The organism is Micromonospora sp. NPDC003776 (assembly GCF_053605645.1).
In genome coordinates this window covers 1-15,603 of sequence record NZ_JBSGJR010000093.1, presented here as the reverse complement: position 1 = coordinate 15,603, position 15,603 = coordinate 1, and the positions used below count along the sequence as shown (strand labels likewise).

Below are 15,603 nucleotides of genomic sequence, written 5' to 3'. Positions count from 1 at the left end.
CATGGCGCTCCTCGGAAGGGCGGACGGCCGGCGCGGCGACCACCGGCCGGGGGGACCCCAGCGTAACCAGGGCCCGCCCCGGCCGCAGCGGACGCAGGCCCGGGCGGGTCGGGTCAGCTGATGTCGCGCCGACGCATCACCCAGAACGCGGCGGCCAGCGCCACCGCGGCGCCGAGACCGAACACCAGCCCCGACTGGTGCCAGGTGACCAGCAGTTCGGCCGGTTGACACTCGCCCTTGGCGAACCTGCACGCGTCGTAGTCGAAGAGCTTCACCTGCTTCATGAACCAGGCCTGGGCGTAGGTGGACAGCACGTAGCGCTCACCGAACGGGACGGAGAGCACGCTCACCGCGATCCGGATGCCGATCTCGCTGATCGCGAAGACCGCCACGGCCGCGCCGAGCGCCATGGCGGTGTGTCGGCCGAGCGAGGCGAGCCCGAAGGCGACCGCGCCGACGGCCAGGACGATTCCGACCGCCCGCAGACCGTCCAGCCCGATCGAACGCCAGACTCCGGCGGTCATCTTGGCGGTGGTCCCCCTGCTCCGGGCGATCAGCCAGAAGGCCAGCGTCCAGAGCGCGCCCAGCACCACGCTCACCCCCAGCACCGTGCTGAGCAGCGCGGCCAGCTTGGTGCCGAGGACGGCGAGCCGTTTCGGCCGCCAGAGCAGCAGGTTCATCATCCCGCCGGTGCTCCACTCGGCCCCGACGAAGGACGCGCCGACGATGAACGCGAAGAGCGCCAGCGCCCCGGCGAAGACGGCGATGAACATGGGGAAGTCGGCCCGGAAGTCGAACTGGTAGGGCAGATTCCACTTCGGGTCGAACATCTCCGGCTGCGGCTGCCAGTCCCGGCCGCAGTTGGGGCCGTAACGGTCCTCGGTGTTCTGGTCGCCGCGCGCCTGGGCGGCCTCGCACTCGGCGACGCTCCGCTGCCAATTCGCCAGCTCCTTGCGGTAGGCGGCGTCGGCCTTCGCCTGCGCCTCCGCCACCACCTCCGGAGAGTTCTTGTGGCTGGAGAAGCTGAACGCGGTGGCCACGCCGGCCAGCCCGAGCACCAGCAGGACCAGGAGCAGCCGGGTGACCCGCCGCTTGGCCAGCCGGCGCAGCTCGGTGACGTAGAGGCTCATGCGCCCCAACCTCCTTCGACCTTTGTGGACTGGTCGACCTGCCGGTGCTGGCCGGGAACCGGCGCGGTGGCGGTCAGTTCGAGGAAGACGCTCTCCAGGTCGACCACGACCGGCGTCAGCTCGCTGACGTAGAGGCCCCGTTCGGCGAGGAGGCGGCTGACCGTGGCCGGCTTGTCGACGCCGGCGAGCATCAGGTGGTCCGGCTCGGTGGTGACCCGGACGCCGGCCCGGCTGAGCGTGTCGGCGGCCTGCGGCAGGTCGCTGACCGCCTCCAGGCGTACCCGCACCGCGCCCTGGGAGTGCGCGGCGAGCACCTCGTCGACCGGCCCGTACGCCACCCGCCGGCCGAGCGAGATGATGGTGACCGAGTCGCAGATGAGCTGGATCTCGCCGAGGATGTGGCTGGATAGCACCACCGTCATACCGGCGGCGGCCAGCTCGCGCATGAGACTGCGCATCTCCCGGATGCCGCCCGGGTCGAGGCCGTTGGCCGGCTCGTCCAGGATCAGCAGCTTCGGGTTCTTCAGCAGCGCGGAGGCGACCGCCAGCCGCTGCTTCATGCCGAGCGAGTAGGTCTTCACCCGCTCTCCGGCCCGGTCGCGCAGCCCGACCAGCTCCAGCACCTCGTCGACCCGCTGCCGGGGCAGCTCGCCGGCCTGCGCGAGCAGGCCGAGCGTGTCCCGGGCGGAGAAGTGCGGGAAGAACTGCGGACTCTCCACGATGGCGCCGACCCGGCCGGCGATGGCGGGCAGCGCCTGCGGCAGCTCCTGGCCGAGGATGGCCATCCGGCCGCCGTTCGGCCGGATCAGGCCGAGCAGGGTGCGCAGCGTGGTGGTCTTGCCGGAGCCGTTCGGGCCGAGGAAGCCGTGCACCTGCCCCGCCTCGACCCGCATGTCGAAGCCGTCCAGCGCGTGGCGCACCCCGCGTTTCCGGCTCCGGTACGTCTTGCGGAGACCCTCGATCTCCAGGACAGCCGTCAAGCTGACCTCCCCCGATGAGTAGTGACAGCCGACACCATACGCGGTATGCAGCGAGGCGCAATACCCGGTATGCAGGTGTCGCGTCGTGGCGCGCCGTCAGGCGCAGATGACGTGCACGCCGGCGTCGCGGAACGCCTGCACCACGGTCGGGGACGCGCCGGAGTCGGTCACCAGGGTCTCCACCCGGTCCACCGGACAGATCCGGGCGAACGCGTGCCCGCCCAGCTTGGACGAGTCGGCGATCACCACCACCCGCTTCGCCCGCGCCACCATCAGGCTGTTCATCGCCGCCTCGCCCTCGTGGTGGGCGGCGGCGCCGAGCTGCGGGTCGATCGCGTCCACCCCGAGCAGGGCGACGTCCAGGGTGACCTCGCGAAGCAGCGCCCCGCCCAGCGGGCCGACCAGCTCGAACGACTTGGGGCGGACCACGCCGCCAGCCACCACGACCTTCATCCGCGACCGCACCAGCAGCTCGTTGGCGATGTTCAGGGCGTTGGTGACCACGGTGAGCTGGGCGCCCTCGGCGTTGGTGTTGAGGTCCGGCCGGACGGCCAGGGCCCGGGCCACCTCGGTGCTGGTGGTGCCGCCGTTGAGCCCCACCACGGTGCCCGGGGAGACCAGCGCCGCGGCGGCCGTCCCGATCCGCTGCTTCTCGGCCGAGTGCTTGGCGGTCTTGTAGCGCAGCGGCAGGTCGTACGAGACGCCGTTGGCGACCGCCCCGCCCCGGGTACGGGTGATCATCTGCTGCTGGGCGAGCTGGTCGAAGTCACGCCGAATGGTCGCCTGGGACACGTCCAGGCGCTCCGCCGCCTCCTCGACGCTGACCCGTCCGTCCTCGGTCAGCATCTCCAGCAGCGCGTTCCATCGGGCGTAGCGGTCCACGCGGGGCCTCCACTGACTCTGCACGAACGGTGATTGATTGCGTGCACAGTAGTGCGCGAAACTACCCGGGCGCAAAACCCTGAGCTGCGCAATGCGGGAGGCGGTTGCCACAGCCGCCCGGGTTCGCGCAGAATGACGCGCGAAAGACGGCCATATCGCGCCGTATTGCGCAAGGTCTCCCCCCGGGGCGAGGAGTTGTCATGGCGTACGTGCACGCGGAGATCGCGAGCCAGCCCGACTGCTGGCGGGAGGCGGCACAGCTCGCCCCGACCGTCGCCGACCGGCTGCCGCGCCCCGGTGAGCGGGTCGCCGTCGTCGGCTGCGGCACGTCGTGGTTCATGGCCGCGGCGTACGCCGGGCTACGCGAGCACGCCGGCCAGGGCGAGACCGACGCCTTCCAGGCCAGCGAATTCCCCACCGGCCGCCGCTACGACCGGCTCATCGCGATCACCCGCTCCGGCACGACCACCGAGGTGCTGGAGCTGCTCGCCGCGCTGCGCGGCCGGGTCGCCACGACGGTCCTGGTCGGCGACCCCGCCTCCCCGGCGGTCGAGCTGGCCGACGCCACCGTGACCATGCCCTTCGCCGACGAACGCTCGGTCGTGCAGACCCGCTTCGCCACCACCGCCCTGGCCCTGCTCCGCGCCCACCTCGGCGAGGACCTGGGCCGGCTGGCCGCCGACGCGGAGGTCGCCGTCCGGGCCCCGCTGCCGATCGACCCGGCCCGGATCGAGCAGGTCACCTTCCTCGGTCGCGGCTGGACGGTCGGGCTGGCCCAGGAGGCCGCGCTGAAGTGCCGGGAGGCGGCCACCTTCTGGGCCGAGGCGTACCCGGCGATGGACTACCGGCACGGCCCGATCTCGGTCGCCGCCCCGGGCCGCCTGGTCTGGGCGTTCGGCGACATCCCGGAGGGGCTGCCCGAGGACGTGGCCGCCACCGGCGCCACCTTCGTGCACAGCCGCACCCACGGCTGCCGCACCGTGCTCACCAGCTGGGCCGCCGGGCGTACCCCGGTCGACCCGATGGCCGACCTGATCCTCGCCCAGCGCTTCGCCGTCGCGCTGGCCACCAGCCGCGGTCTGGACCCCGACGCGCCCCGGCACCTGAGCCGCTCCGTGGTGCTCGCGTGAGCGCGAGGAGTGAGCCGGGGTTGCGAGCCCCGCAGACGCGAACAACGGAGACACCGTGAGCTCAGGCGGCGAGGTCGTCGTCGCGCTGGACGTGGGCGGCACCGGGATGAAGTGCGCCCTGGTCCGTCCCGACGGCACCGTGGCACACGCCGAACGGCACGCCACCGAGGCGGCGCGCGGGCCGGAGGCGGTGGTCGGGGCGATCCTCGACGTCGCCGAGGGGCTGGCCGGCAAGGCCCGCGCGGACGGGCTGACCCCGGTGGCCTGCGGCATCGCCGTCCCCGGCGTGGTGGACGAGGCGCGGGGGGTCGCGGTCTGGTCGGCGAACGTGGGCTTCCGGGACGTACCGCTGCGGGACCTGGCGGGGGCGCGGCTCGGCCTGCCCGCGGCGCTCGGCCACGACGTGCGGGTGGGCGGCCTGGCCGAGGCCCGGCTCGGCGCCGGCCGGGACGCCCGGCACGTGCTCTTCGTCGCGATCGGCACCGGCATCGCCGCCGCCCACGTGGTCGGCGGGTCGGCCGCCACCGGCGCGCACGGCGCCGCCGGCGAGATCGGCCACATCCTGGTACGCCCCGACGGTCCGCGCTGCGGCTGCGGCCGCCCCGGCTGCCTGGAGGCGGTGGCGTCGGCCTCGGCGATCGGGCGCCGCTACACCGCGCTGGCCGGATCCGCGACCACCGCCGCCGAGGTGGTCGAGCGGGCGGCCGCCGGTGAGGAGCTGGCCGGCCGGGTCTGGCACGAGGCGGTCGAGGCGCTCGCCGACGGTCTCGCCACCGGTCAGGCGCTCTTCGACGTGGAGACCATGGTGATCGGCGGGGGCCTCGCCCAGGCCGGCCCCGCGCTGCTCGACCCGCTGCGGGCGGCGCTCCGCGAACGACTGACCTTCCACCGGGAGCCGCGCCTGGTCGCGGCCGCCCTCGGCGACGAGGCCGGCTGCCTCGGCGCCGCCCTGCTCGCCCTCGACACCCTGGACTAAGGAGAGCCGATGACCGTGCGCGTGACCGGCAAGGTGGTGACGCCGAACGGCGTGATCCGGCAGGGCTGCGTCGAGATCGTCGGCGACCGGATCCGGGCCGTCGCCGAGTACCCGTCGGTGCGCGACGGGCACTGGATCGTGCCGGGCTTCGTGGACATGCACACCCACGGCGGCGGCGGGCACACCTTCACCACCGGGGACGCCGACTCCGCCCGCGAGGCGGCCGCGTTCCACCTGCGGCACGGCACCACCACCCTGCTGGCCAGCCTGGTCAGCTCGCCGTTCGCGCTGATGCGCGACGCGACGGCGGCCTTCCGGCCGCTGGTGGAGTCGGGGGTCCTGGCCGGCGTCCACTTCGAGGGGCCGTACCTGTCGGCGGACCGCTGCGGCGCGCAGAACCCGGAGTTCCTCCGCGACCCGTCCACCGAGGAGCTGACCGAGCTGATCGAGCTGGGCGGCGGCGCGGTGCGGATGGTCACCCTGGCCCCGGAGCGGGCCGGCGCGCTGGCGGCGATCGAGCTGCTCGTCTCGCAGGGCGTGGTCGCGGCGGTCGGGCACACGGACGCCACCTGGGAGCAGACCCGGGCCGCGGTGGCGGCCGGGGCGAGCGTCGGCACCCACCTGTTCAACGGGATGCGCCCGGTGCACCACCGCGAGCCCGGGCCCGTGGTGGCCCTGCTGGACGCTCCCAACGTGGTGTGCGAGCTGGTCGCCGACGGCGTGCACCTGCACGACGGGATGCTCGGCTTCGCCAGCTCGGTGGCCGGCCCGGAGCGGGCCGCCCTGATCACCGACGCGATGGCCGCCGCCGGCATGCCGGACGGCGAGTACGAGCTGGGCGGCCAGGCCGTCACCGTGGCCGACGGGGTGGCCCGGCTCAGCCGGGACGGCGCCATCGCCGGCAGCACGCTGACCATGGACGCCGCCCTGCGGCACGCCGTCGCGGCCGGCATCGCCCTCACCGACGCCGCCCGGATGGTCGCCACCACGCCGGCCCGGGCGATCGGCCTGGGCGACCGGGTCGGCGCCATCCAGACCGGCCTCCGGGCCGACCTGGTCGTGCTCGACGACGACCTGAACGTCGTCCGGGTGATGCGCGCCGGCGCCTGGGTGGAGTGACGGCTGCCGACGAGGCGGCACAACGCCTGCGAGACGCTACAAACTTGATGACGTCAACGACTCACCCACGTCGGCCGCTCGGTGATGCATCCACGTCATCAAGTTCGTAGCGAGCCACGGGCCCGCCCGCTCCGCGCTGCCCGACGACGCGCGACCCAGGTCAACCGGACACGCGGTGACTGCCGGTCCCCGCAACGCGGCCCACACCGCGACGGGGACCGATGTCAGGCGGTCGGGACCTCGACGCCGAGGACGGCCTGCTCGTCGGGGCGGTGCACCAGCACGTCGGACAGGTACGACTGCACCGCGTGGCGCATCCCGACGTCCCGGCCGGCCCGCTCGGAGAGCAGCCACTTGTGCTCGATGATCTGCGCGAAGAGCTCCTGCGGCTCCAACTTGCGGCGCAGGTGCGCCGGCACCGCCCGGACCACCGGCTCGAAGACCTCGGTGAGCCAGCGGTGCGCGGCCTGCTGCTCGTCGGTCAGGTCGCTCTCCACCCGGTACGCGTCCAGATCGTTGAGGAGCTTGCGGGCCTGGTTCTCCTCGGCGTCCAGGCCGGTGAGCCGGAGCAGCCGGCGGGTGTGGTAGCCGGCGTCGACCACCTTCGGGCGGACCAGGTACCGCCCGTTGTCGGCGGTCGACATGGCCACCTCGGCGACGTCGAAGCCCAGCTCGTTGAGGCGGCGGATCCGGCCCTCGATGTCGTGCCGGGCCGCCCGCTCGATCTGCTGCTCGTAGGTGATCTCGTGCCAGAGCCGTTCGTAGCGCTGCACGACCTCCTCGCAGACCACCTCCGGGTCGATCGACGGGTGCAGCAGCCCGGCCGCCTCCAGGTCCAGCGCCTCGCCGAAGATGTTGACCCGGGCGATCTCCAGGTCCTCGCCCCGCTGGCCGTTGGAGAGCGAGTGGTGCAGCGCCCCGGTCTCGGCGTCGACCAGGTACGCGGCGAACGCGCCCGCGTCCCGGCGGAACAGCGTGTTGGAGAGCGAGCAGTCGCCCCAGAAGAAGCCGGTGAGGTGCATCCGGACCAGCAGCACCGCGAGCGCGTCGAGCAGCCGGTTCATCGTCTCCGGCCGCAGCGTGCGGGAGAAGAGCGCCCGGTAGGGCAGCGAGAACTGGAGGTGCCGGGTGATCAGCACCGGATCGAGCGGCTCGCCGTCGTCGGTCTGCCGGTCGGCCACGATGGCGACCGCCTCGACCGACGGGAAGTCGATCCGCTCCAGGGCGCGGAGCAGGTCGTACTCCCGCTCGGCGACCCGCTCGCCGGTCTCCTTCACCGCGTACACGTAGTCGCCGAGGCGGACGAACCGCACGATGTGCCGCGAGATGCCCTGCGGCAGCGCGACCAGGTGCTGGGCAGGCCACTCCTCCAGCGGGGTCGACCAGGGAAGGTCGAGCAGCGCCGGGTCGACGAGGGCCGAGGTGATCCGCACGGCCACAAGTGTGACGGCTCACCCGGCCGAACGCTTCCCTTCGTGAACCGGCACACAGCCGCCGACGCCCGCGCCGGCCCGCCGCCGCGGCCGGCCGGTAGCGTGGTCGCGTGCGGGACACCACGGAGGTACGCGAGAAGCTGCGGCTCCGGCCCGTCCGGCCGGCCGGCTGGTGGTTCGACGGGCTGCTGCTGGCTGCCCTGGTCGGGCTCACCATGGCGCTCGCCGCGGGCCGGCTGCTCGGCCTCGACCTCGACGTGAGCGCCTGGGCGTTCGCCCACGATCCCGCCCCGCTCTACTGGACCGCCCGGGTGTTCAACCTGCTCGGGCAGGGCGGCCAACTGCTGATGCCGGTCTCCGGGGCGCTCGCTCTGGCAGTCGCCTGGCGTCGGCACTCGGTCCGCCCGCTGCTGCTGGTGGCGGGAACCTTCGTGGTCACCTACCTCACCATCGGCCCGCTGAAGGTCTCGACCGACCGGGCGGCTCCCAGCGCCTCGGTGAAGGAACCGTTCCTGCCGCCCGAGGAGGCGGTGCGGATCTTCAACCACCTGCCGGCCGGCGCGTACTCGATGTCCTATCCGTCGGGGCACGTCGCCAACGCGATCATCTGGTACGGGGTGATCGCGCTGCTGCTCGTCGCGCTGACCGCGGGGCGACTGCCCGCGGGGGTGTACCGGCTGATCCGCGTGGCGCCGCCGGCGATCCTGCTGGTCACCACGACCTACCTGAACTTCCACTGGATCACCGACGGTCTCGCCGGGCTGCTGCTCGGGGTGCTGCTGGACCGGCTGCTGCACCGCGTCCCCTGGGACGACCTGCCGTTGCCGGGGCGGTTGCGGCAGTGGGACCGTCCGTTCACCTCGTACCCCTAGGGTGCTGTCGTGGATCAACTGACGCGACGGTTGGGCGTACCCGATGCGGTGGTCATCGGGCTGGGATCGATGCTCGGCGCGGGCGTCTTCGTGGTCTTCGCCCCGGCCGCGGCGGCGGCCGGCGGCGCCGGGTTGCTGGCCGCGCTGGCCCTGGCTGGCTTCATCGCCTACTGCAACGCGACCAGCTCGGCCCGGCTCGCCGCCCGCTACCCCGAGTCCGGCGGCACCTACGTCTACGGCCGGGAACGCCTGCACCCGTTCGCCGGCTTCCTCGCCGGCTGGGGCTTCGTGATCGGCAAGACCGCGAGCTGCGCGGCGATGGCGCTGACCATCGGCGAGTACCTCTGGCCGGGGCGGGCGCGGCTGGTGGCGGTCCTCGCGGTGGTGGCGGTGACCGCGGTGAACCTGCGCGGCATCGGCAAGACCGCCACCGCCACCCGGGTGCTGGTCGGGATCGTGCTCACCGTCCTGGCGGTGGTCGCGGTGACCGGTGCCCCGCACGTCTCCCTCGACCGGCTGGACGGCGTGGCGGAGACCGGCGTCCGGGGCGTGCTCACCGGGGCCGGCCTGCTCTTCTTCGCCTTCGCCGGGTACGCCCGGATCGCCACCCTCGGCGAGGAGGTACGCGACCCGCGGCGCACCATCCCGCGCGCGGTGCCGCTCGCCCTCGGCGTGGTGCTGGCGATCTATGTGGTGCTGGCCGTGGTCGCGCTCGGGGTGCTGGGCGAGCAGCGGCTGGCCGCGGCGGTCGCCCCGCTGGCCGAGGTGGTCCGGGTGTCCGGGTTGCCCGGCCTGGCCTGGCTGGTCCGGGCCGGCGCGGCCGTCGCGGTGACCGGGGTGCTGCTCTCCCTGCTCGCCGGGGTCGGCCGGACCACGCTGGCGATGGCCCGCCGCCGCGACCTGCCGGGCGCGCTGGCCGCCGTGCACGCCCGCACCCGCGTGCCGCACCGCGCCGAACTGGCGGTGGCGGCCGTGGTGATCGTGGTGGTGGCGCTGGCCGACGTCCGGGGCGCGATCGGCTTCTCCAGCTGCACGGTGCTGGTCTACTACGCGATCGCCAACGCCTCGGCCCTCACCCTGGGGCGGGACCCGGCCCGGAAGATGCCGGTGCAGCTCATCGCCGCGCTGGGGCTGGTGGGCTGCCTGGTGCTGGCGGTGAGCCTGCCGCTGGCCAGCGTGCTCGCCGGCTTCGGCGTCCTCGCCCTCGGCGCCCTCGGCTACGCCGTCCGCCACGCCGTGGCCCGCGGCTGACCCCGGTCAATCCTCCGGCTGGCGGGGCGCCGGCGTTTCGGCCGGCTCGGGCGGGACCGGGGTGGTCTCCCGGAGCAGGGCACTCAGCCCGGCCCGCCGGGCCACCACGGTGAGCCGGTCGCCCGCCTGAATCACCATCCGCCGGTCGGCCGACCAGTCGGTCTTCTGGCCGGGCCGGGTGTACGCGAGCAGGCGCACCTCGCCGGGACGGGCCACCGCGCCGAGCGGGCGGCCGTCCAGCGGGGAGCCGGCCATCACCGGCACCTCGGTGACCAGCAGCGCGTGCCGGCCGACCGGGATGGTGGCGATCACCGCCCGGTCCAGCAGCGCCGCCGCGAAGGCGGGCGCGGCCAGGTAGGACACGCTGCGCGAGATGCCGATGCCGAACGCGCGTTGGATCCGCTCGGCGAAGTCGCCGTCGAAGAGGCGCAGCACCACCCGCAGGTCCGGGTCGAGGCTGCGGGCGTTCAGCGCGGCCCGCAGGTTGGTGCCGTCGTCGGTGGAGACCACCACCAGGGCCTGGCAGGTGGCCACCGAGGCGGCCCGCAGGGTCTTCTCCAGCCCGGCGTCCCCGACGATCAGCGGTACGCCGAGCCGGTGCGCGAGCGAGGCGCCCCGCGCGTCCGGGTTCTTGTCGATGGCCACCACCTCGACCCCGAAGTCGTTGAGCTGGGCCATCACCCGGGTGCCGATGTTGCCCAGCCCGACCACCACCACGTGCCCGGCGCGGTCGGGTTGGATCCGGCCGGTGTGCAGGGCGAGCCGGGCGTTGACGATGCCGTCGACCACGGCGGCGGTGATCAGCGGGATCAGCGCCAGCCCGGCCAGGTTGAGCACCACCTGCATGACCTGGGCGGCGACCGGCTTGGTGAGGTCCGGATCCTGCCCGCTCAACGTGGTGACCAGGGTGAGGTAGAGCGCGTCCGACCAGTTCACCGCGGCCGCGCGGGCGTTCAGCCAACCGAGGAGGGCGATCACCACCAGCAGCGCGAGCACCGCGATCCCGATCTTGCGGGTGGCGAAGCTGCGCACCGCCCGGAGCAGCACCACCACGGGCTCCCGCCGGCGCCGGGCGCGGGCCAGCCGGCGGGCGGCCAGCTCGGTGCCGGCGGGCTGCCCGGTCGCCTCGGCCAGCACCACGTCGGCCGACGGCTCGTCGGCGGGAAGCACCCGGATCAGCTCCGGGTCGGTGGTGACGGCCAGGCCGCAGAGCACGTCCCGAGGGCGTACGTCGGCGCGGCGGGCCGCGTAGAGGGTGCGCCCGCCGTGCCGGAAGTGGGTGGGGGCCAGCTCGCCGAGCGCCGCGGCGACGAACGCCGGGGCGGCCATCGACGCGTCGGAGAGGACCGTGGAGTCGGGGAAGAACTCCCGCAGGCCGTTGGCGAGGCTGGTGTTGAACATGCGTACCACCAGTCGCAGCCGCGGCTCGACCTCCTGGGCGCAGAGCGCCGCGTGCATGTTGCCCACGTCGTCCTGGTGCAGCAGGGCCAGCCCGGCCGCCGCGGCCAGCCCGGCCCGGCGGAAGGTGGCCTCGTCGAGCCGGTCGGCCAGGATCACCTGGACGCCGTCGAGGTCCCGGCCGTCCGGCCCGTCCGAGCGTTTGCGCTCCGGCACCACGAGGGTGACCCGGGGCTGCCCGGCGGGTGACTCGGTGGCCAGCAGGGAGCGGACCACCCAGTAGGCGAGCGGGTCGTTGCCGCAGACCACGTAGTGCGGGCGGGGGTCCCCGTTCGACCGGAGGCGCCACCCGGTGGCCCGACGCGCGCGGTCACGCAGGGGCTCGGCCATGCCCGGATCGTAGTCAGCCGATCGCCGTCCGCGCAGCCCCCTTGATCACGGACGCATGGTGTCCCCGAGTACGGGTAGAGCAGCGCCATGCAGACGTTCCTCCCGTATCCGGACTTCCTGGCCAGCGCCCGCGTGCTGGACCCGAAGCGGCTGGGCAAGCAGCGGGTGGAGACGATCCAGGTGCTGCGCGGCCTGACCCGGCCCGACTACGGCTGGCGCAACCACCCGGCGGTGAAGATGTGGGCCGGGTACGAGGAGGCGCTGACCCGGTACGGGCTGGACATGTGCGCGGTCTGGTGCGAACCGGGCCGGGCGGACACCTGCGCGGCGACCATGGCGGTCGACCTGGCCACCGCCTGCGGCGTGACGATCGTCCGCACCCAGGCCGAGCTGGCCGGGGCCGGCGAGCTGCCGCCCTGGCTGGGCCGGGAGGACGTGCACCGCAGCCACCGGTCGTCCCTGCTGCGCAAGGACCCCGGGCACTACGGCCCCCGGTTCGACGACGTCCCGCCCGACCTGGAGTACGTCTGGCCCCCGTCGGATCGTGAACGGCGCTGCCTGCTGCCGCGGGACGGCTGACCCGGCAGACTGGAGACCCGTCTGCCGGGAAGGTGCACATGGCGCTGTCGCAACTGGTCGGTCGGCTCATCGGCGTACGCGAGCACGTGGTGGACCCCGGCGGCGGTGGCGCCCCGCGGGTGCCGCACCCGGTGCGGGCGGTGGTGGTGGGCGGCGGCATCGCCGGCATGTCGGCGGCGGTGGTGCTGGCCGAGCGTGGCGTGGCGGTGACCGTGCTGGAGGCCGCGCCGACCCTGGGCGGCCGGCTCGGCGCCTGGCCGGAGGAGCTGCCGGACGGCCCGCAGCGCAACGAGCACGGCTTCCACGCGTTCTTCCGGCAGTACTACAACTGGCGGTCGATCCTCCGCCGGGCCGACCCCGGCCTGGGTTTCCTCGCGCCGGTCCCCGGCTACCCGATCCTGTCCGCCCGGTGGCCGACCGAGGAGTTCGGCAAGCTGCCCCCGGCGCCCCCGGCGAACCTGCTGGCGCTGCTGCTGCGCAGCCCCAGCGTGCGCCTGGCCGACCTGCGCGCGATGGATCGGGACGCGGCGCTGCCGCTGCTCGCCTACGACCCGGTCCGCACCTACGCCGAGTTCGACGAGCGGACCGCCGACGAGCTGCTCACCTCGCTGCGGCTGCCGGACCGGGCCCGGGCGATGCTCTTCGAGGTCTTCTCCCACTCGTTCTTCAACCACGAGGCCGAGATGTCGGCCGCCGAGATGATCGCCCAGTTCCACTTCTACCTGCTCGGCAACCCGGAGGGGCTGGCGTTCGACTGCCCGGACCGGGACTACGCGACGGCGATCTGGGAGCCGCTGACCCGGCACGTGCAGCGGCACGGGGGCCGGGTGCGGACCGGCACGGCCGCCGTCCGGCTGGACCGGACGCCGGGCGGCTGGCGGGTGACCAGCGCCGACGGAGACACCTACGACGGCACCCACCTGGTGCTCGCCGTCGACCCGCCGGCGCTCGCCACGCTGGTCGCCGCCTCCCCCGGCCTGGTCGCGGCGGCGCCCCGGCTGGTGGCGCGGATGCCCGCGTTCGGCACCCCGGGCCCGCCGTACGCGGTGGCGCGGTACTGGCTGGACGGTGACGTGCACCCGGATCGGGCGGTGTTCAGCGGGGTCTCCCGGCAGCCCACCCTGGACTCGGTGACGCTCTACCACCGGCTGGAGGACGAGCCGCGCCGCTGGGCGGCGCGGACCGGCGGCTCGGTGGTCGAGCTGCACGCGTACGCCTGCGAGCCGGGCGTGCCGGCCGAGGAGCTGGCCGAGCGGATGCGGGTCGAGCTGACCGCGCTCTGGCCGGAGGCCGCCGGCCTGCGGGTCCGCGAGCTGCGCGCCCGGGTCGAGGCCCGGGCGCCGGCGTTCACCCCGGGCAGCCACGCCGACCGACCGGGGGTACGCACCGACGCGGACGGCCTCTACCTGGCCGGCGACGGGATCCGCACCGAGTTCCCCAGCGCGCTGATGGAGCGGTCGGCGGCGACCGGGATCGTGGCCGCCAACCACATCCTGCGGGCGGAGGGCGCGGCCGCCGAACCGGTCCACTCGGTACGCCCGCGGGGCCTGCTGGCCGGCCGCTGAGCCCCCCGGGCATCGAAATCCGTTGCCCGCCGCCGGGGCGCCGCCCTACCGTGATCCGCGCAAGGTCAACCAGCCCGCCGGGAGCATGCCATGTCGTTGTCGCACGTCACGTGCGTGTCGTCGATGCTGCCCGTCGATGGTTGCCGAGCCGAAGGCCACCGCACCGGAGGGCCGGGCTGACGCGTACCCGCGTCCGTCCCACCGCCGCCCGGTCCCGTGACCGGGCGGTTTTTCGTTGCCGTACCACCGATCGTGAAGGGAGAGCCCGGTGGACGCCGTCCTCGTCATCAACGCCGACCTCGGCCCGCTGCACCGGGTCACCGTCCAGCATGCGATCCGGATGCTCTGCCGGCGGGTCGCCGAGATCCACGAGGCCGAGCCGGACCAGGTCATCGGCGTGTTCCCGATGCCGCGGGTGGTCCGTCTCGTCCGGTACGTGGTCACCCGGTGGCGGTTCAGCGCCGGGCCGGCCTGGTCCCGCGGCGGGGTGCTGCGCCGCGACGGCCGGCGCTGCGCGTACTGCGACGCCCCGGCCAGCACCGTCGACCACATCCTGCCCCGCTCCCGGGGCGGCCGGAACACCTGGAAGAACACCACCGCCGCCTGCTACGACTGCAACCAGCGCAAGGGCGACCGGACGCCGGCCGAGGCGGGCATGCCGCTGCGGCGCGAGCCGGTGACGCCGAGCTGGGCCGCGATGGCCGGGCGGTGACCGACGGCCGGCGGGCACAGGGGGCCGTGTCGGGGGTACGCCTCCGGCGCGGCGCCCGCCGGTCCCTCCCCTTTCCCCACCACCCCCATCTGCCCGCGCCCGCCCGCACCTCTCGGCGCCGCTCCGCGCCGCCCCGGGCCGGCTGCCGCGACGTGCGGGTCGAGGGTGCGCACGGCGGGTCAGCGGGGGGCGGGTGGGGTCCAGGTGAAGCGCGCCGGGCGGCGCTCGTTGACCGCCGCCACCCCCTCGCGGGCCTCGCCGCTGTCCCGGACCTGCCCGTGCCACCAGGCGATCCGGTCGTCGCCGGCGCGACCGTCGATGATCTCCTTGGCCGCCGCGACGGTGAGCCGGGAGCGTTCGGCGATGGCGGCGGTCACGGCCGCCACCCGGGCGGCCAGCGCGTCGGCGGGGAGCACCTCGTCGACCAGGCCGATCCGCAGCGCCCGCCCGGCGTCGACCAGCTCGCTGGTGAACAGCAGGTGCTTGGCGGCGGACGGCCCGACCAGCCTCGCCAGCCGGCGGGTGGTCGGCGCGGGGTAGACCAGCCCCAGCTTGGCCGGGGGTACGCCGAACCGCGCGTCCTCGGCGGCCAGCCGCAGGTCGCAGGCGACGGCCAGCTGGCAACCCCCGCCGACGCAGGCGCCCCGGATCGCGGCGACGGTGGGCTTGGCGAAGGCGGCCAGCCGCTCCTCGGCTTCGACCGCGATGCTGCCGTCCCCGGCCTCCAGCAGCTCGTCCAGATCGCCGAGGTCGGCGCCCGCGCAGAACGTCCCGTCGGCGCCGGTGAGCACCAGGGCCCGTACGGCGGGGTCGGCCTCGATGCCGTCGAGCAGCACCGGCAGCTGCCGCCACATGGCCGGGGTCATCGCGTTGCGGCGGGCCGGATTCCGGATCACCACGGTGGCCACCGGGCCGGTCACCGTGACGGTCAGCTCCGCGTCCGACATCTCTCCCCCTCGCGCCGGCGGTCGGGCCGACCATAACGGCGGGGCCCGGTGACCACCCGCAGGGGGTGGCCGCCGGGCCCCGGGGTCGGGCGGCTACGTCAGGAGACGTTGACCGCGGTGTCGTCGATGACGAAGGACGTCTGCAGGGTGATGTCCTCGGTGCCGGTGAACTTCAGGGTGACGGTCTGGCCGGCGTAGGCGGCCAGGGAGAAGGTGCGCTGGGTGTAGCCGGTGGCCTT

At 74.5% G+C, this 15,603-nt stretch carries 14 protein-coding genes; 8 read left to right on the top strand and 6 right to left on the bottom strand.

Translation table 11 applies throughout. The annotated features are described in order from the left end of the window. Positions 1-113: 113 nt before the first annotated feature. From ACWEVO_RS11200 to ACWEVO_RS11190, 3 genes are all read right to left on the bottom strand, one after another. Entirely contained in the window at positions 114-1,130 is a 1,017-nt protein-coding gene (locus ACWEVO_RS11200; protein WP_452307400.1) for an ABC transporter permease subunit, read from the bottom strand. Continuing rightward, complete coding sequence (locus tag ACWEVO_RS11195; protein WP_452307403.1) at positions 1,127-2,050, bottom strand: ATP-binding cassette domain-containing protein; 924 nt, start codon at positions 2,048-2,050, stop codon at positions 1,127-1,129. The genes ACWEVO_RS11200 and ACWEVO_RS11195 overlap by 4 nt, the downstream gene beginning before the upstream one ends. 156 nt (positions 2,051-2,206) lie before the next feature. Continuing rightward, positions 2,207-2,992 carry a DeoR/GlpR family DNA-binding transcription regulator gene (locus ACWEVO_RS11190; protein ID WP_452307399.1) on the bottom strand — a complete coding sequence of 262 codons (786 nt, stop codon included), beginning with the start codon at positions 2,990-2,992 and terminating at the stop codon, positions 2,207-2,209. 200 nt (positions 2,993-3,192) lie between these two features. On the opposite strand from ACWEVO_RS11190, the gene ACWEVO_RS11185 reads away from it, so the two are divergent. The 3 genes from ACWEVO_RS11185 (at position 3,193) to nagA (ending at position 6,217) form a co-directional block, all read left to right on the top strand. Beyond that, on the top strand, positions 3,193-4,122 hold the full coding sequence (locus ACWEVO_RS11185) for an SIS domain-containing protein (RefSeq protein ID WP_452307398.1): 930 nt from the start codon (positions 3,193-3,195) through the stop codon (positions 4,120-4,122). A gap of 106 nt (positions 4,123-4,228) precedes the next feature. Then, a complete protein-coding gene (locus tag ACWEVO_RS11180) occupies positions 4,229-5,098 on the top strand; it encodes an ROK family protein (RefSeq protein WP_452307402.1) in 870 nt (289 codons plus the stop codon). A 9-nt stretch (positions 5,099-5,107) separates the two neighbouring features. Next, positions 5,108-6,217, top strand: a complete 1,110-nt coding sequence (nagA, locus tag ACWEVO_RS11175) for an N-acetylglucosamine-6-phosphate deacetylase (RefSeq protein ID WP_452307397.1) — start codon at positions 5,108-5,110, stop codon at positions 6,215-6,217. A 224-nt stretch (positions 6,218-6,441) separates the two neighbouring features. Here nagA and ACWEVO_RS11170 read toward each other — a convergent pair whose 3' ends face one another. Next, positions 6,442-7,656, bottom strand: coding sequence for a DUF4032 domain-containing protein (locus tag ACWEVO_RS11170; RefSeq protein WP_452307396.1), 1,215 nt, complete (start codon positions 7,654-7,656; stop codon positions 6,442-6,444). Between the two features lie 134 nt (positions 7,657-7,790). Here ACWEVO_RS11170 and ACWEVO_RS11165 point away from each other — a divergent pair, with 134 nt between their 5' ends. Beyond that, entirely contained in the window at positions 7,791-8,522 is a 732-nt protein-coding gene (locus ACWEVO_RS11165) for a phosphatase PAP2 family protein (protein ID WP_452307401.1), read from the top strand. Positions 8,523-8,531: 9 nt separating this feature from the next. Then, on the top strand, positions 8,532-9,773 hold the full coding sequence (locus ACWEVO_RS11160) for an APC family permease (RefSeq protein ID WP_452307395.1): 1,242 nt from the start codon (positions 8,532-8,534) through the stop codon (positions 9,771-9,773). Positions 9,774-9,779: 6 nt separating this feature from the next. Here ACWEVO_RS11160 and ACWEVO_RS11155 read toward each other — a convergent pair whose 3' ends face one another. Further along, positions 9,780-11,561 (bottom strand): potassium channel family protein, encoded by a 1,782-nt coding sequence (locus ACWEVO_RS11155; protein ID WP_452307394.1) that lies wholly within the window; start codon positions 11,559-11,561, stop codon positions 9,780-9,782. An 87-nt stretch (positions 11,562-11,648) separates the two neighbouring features. On the opposite strand from ACWEVO_RS11155, the gene ACWEVO_RS11150 reads away from it, so the two are divergent. From ACWEVO_RS11150 to ACWEVO_RS11140, 3 genes are all read left to right on the top strand, one after another. After that, entirely contained in the window at positions 11,649-12,140 is a 492-nt protein-coding gene (locus tag ACWEVO_RS11150) for an MSMEG_6728 family protein (protein ID WP_452307393.1), read from the top strand. Between the two features lie 38 nt (positions 12,141-12,178). After that, positions 12,179-13,705, top strand: coding sequence for an FAD-dependent oxidoreductase (locus ACWEVO_RS11145; protein ID WP_452307392.1), 1,527 nt, complete (start codon positions 12,179-12,181; stop codon positions 13,703-13,705). Positions 13,706-13,973: 268 nt separating this feature from the next. Further along, complete coding sequence (locus ACWEVO_RS11140; protein WP_452307391.1) at positions 13,974-14,417, top strand: HNH endonuclease; 444 nt, start codon at positions 13,974-13,976, stop codon at positions 14,415-14,417. Positions 14,418-14,596: 179 nt separating this feature from the next. On the opposite strand, the gene ACWEVO_RS11135 is transcribed toward ACWEVO_RS11140, so the two are convergent. Continuing rightward, the gene (locus tag ACWEVO_RS11135) at positions 14,597-15,364 is read right to left on the bottom strand and encodes an enoyl-CoA hydratase/isomerase family protein (protein WP_452307390.1); all 768 of its coding nucleotides are present in this window, start codon (positions 15,362-15,364) and stop codon (positions 14,597-14,599) included. Between the last annotated feature and the right edge of the window lie 239 nt (positions 15,365-15,603).

Coding starts and splice junctions, on each gene's coding strand:
- ACWEVO_RS11200 (WP_452307400.1), bottom strand. CDS start 1,130: ATGAGCCTCTACGTCACCGAGCTGCGCCGGCTGGCCAAGCGGCGGGTC.
- ACWEVO_RS11185 (WP_452307398.1), top strand. CDS start 3,193: ATGGCGTACGTGCACGCGGAGATCGCGAGCCAGCCCGACTGCTGGCGG.
- ACWEVO_RS11180 (WP_452307402.1), top strand. CDS start 4,229: ATGAAGTGCGCCCTGGTCCGTCCCGACGGCACCGTGGCACACGCCGAA.
- nagA (WP_452307397.1), top strand. CDS start 5,108: ATGACCGTGCGCGTGACCGGCAAGGTGGTGACGCCGAACGGCGTGATC.
- ACWEVO_RS11155 (WP_452307394.1), bottom strand. CDS start 11,561: ATGGCCGAGCCCCTGCGTGACCGCGCGCGTCGGGCCACCGGGTGGCGC.
- ACWEVO_RS11150 (WP_452307393.1), top strand. CDS start 11,649: ATGCAGACGTTCCTCCCGTATCCGGACTTCCTGGCCAGCGCCCGCGTG.
- ACWEVO_RS11145 (WP_452307392.1), top strand. CDS start 12,179: ATGGCGCTGTCGCAACTGGTCGGTCGGCTCATCGGCGTACGCGAGCAC.
- ACWEVO_RS11135 (WP_452307390.1), bottom strand. CDS start 15,364: ATGTCGGACGCGGAGCTGACCGTCACGGTGACCGGCCCGGTGGCCACC.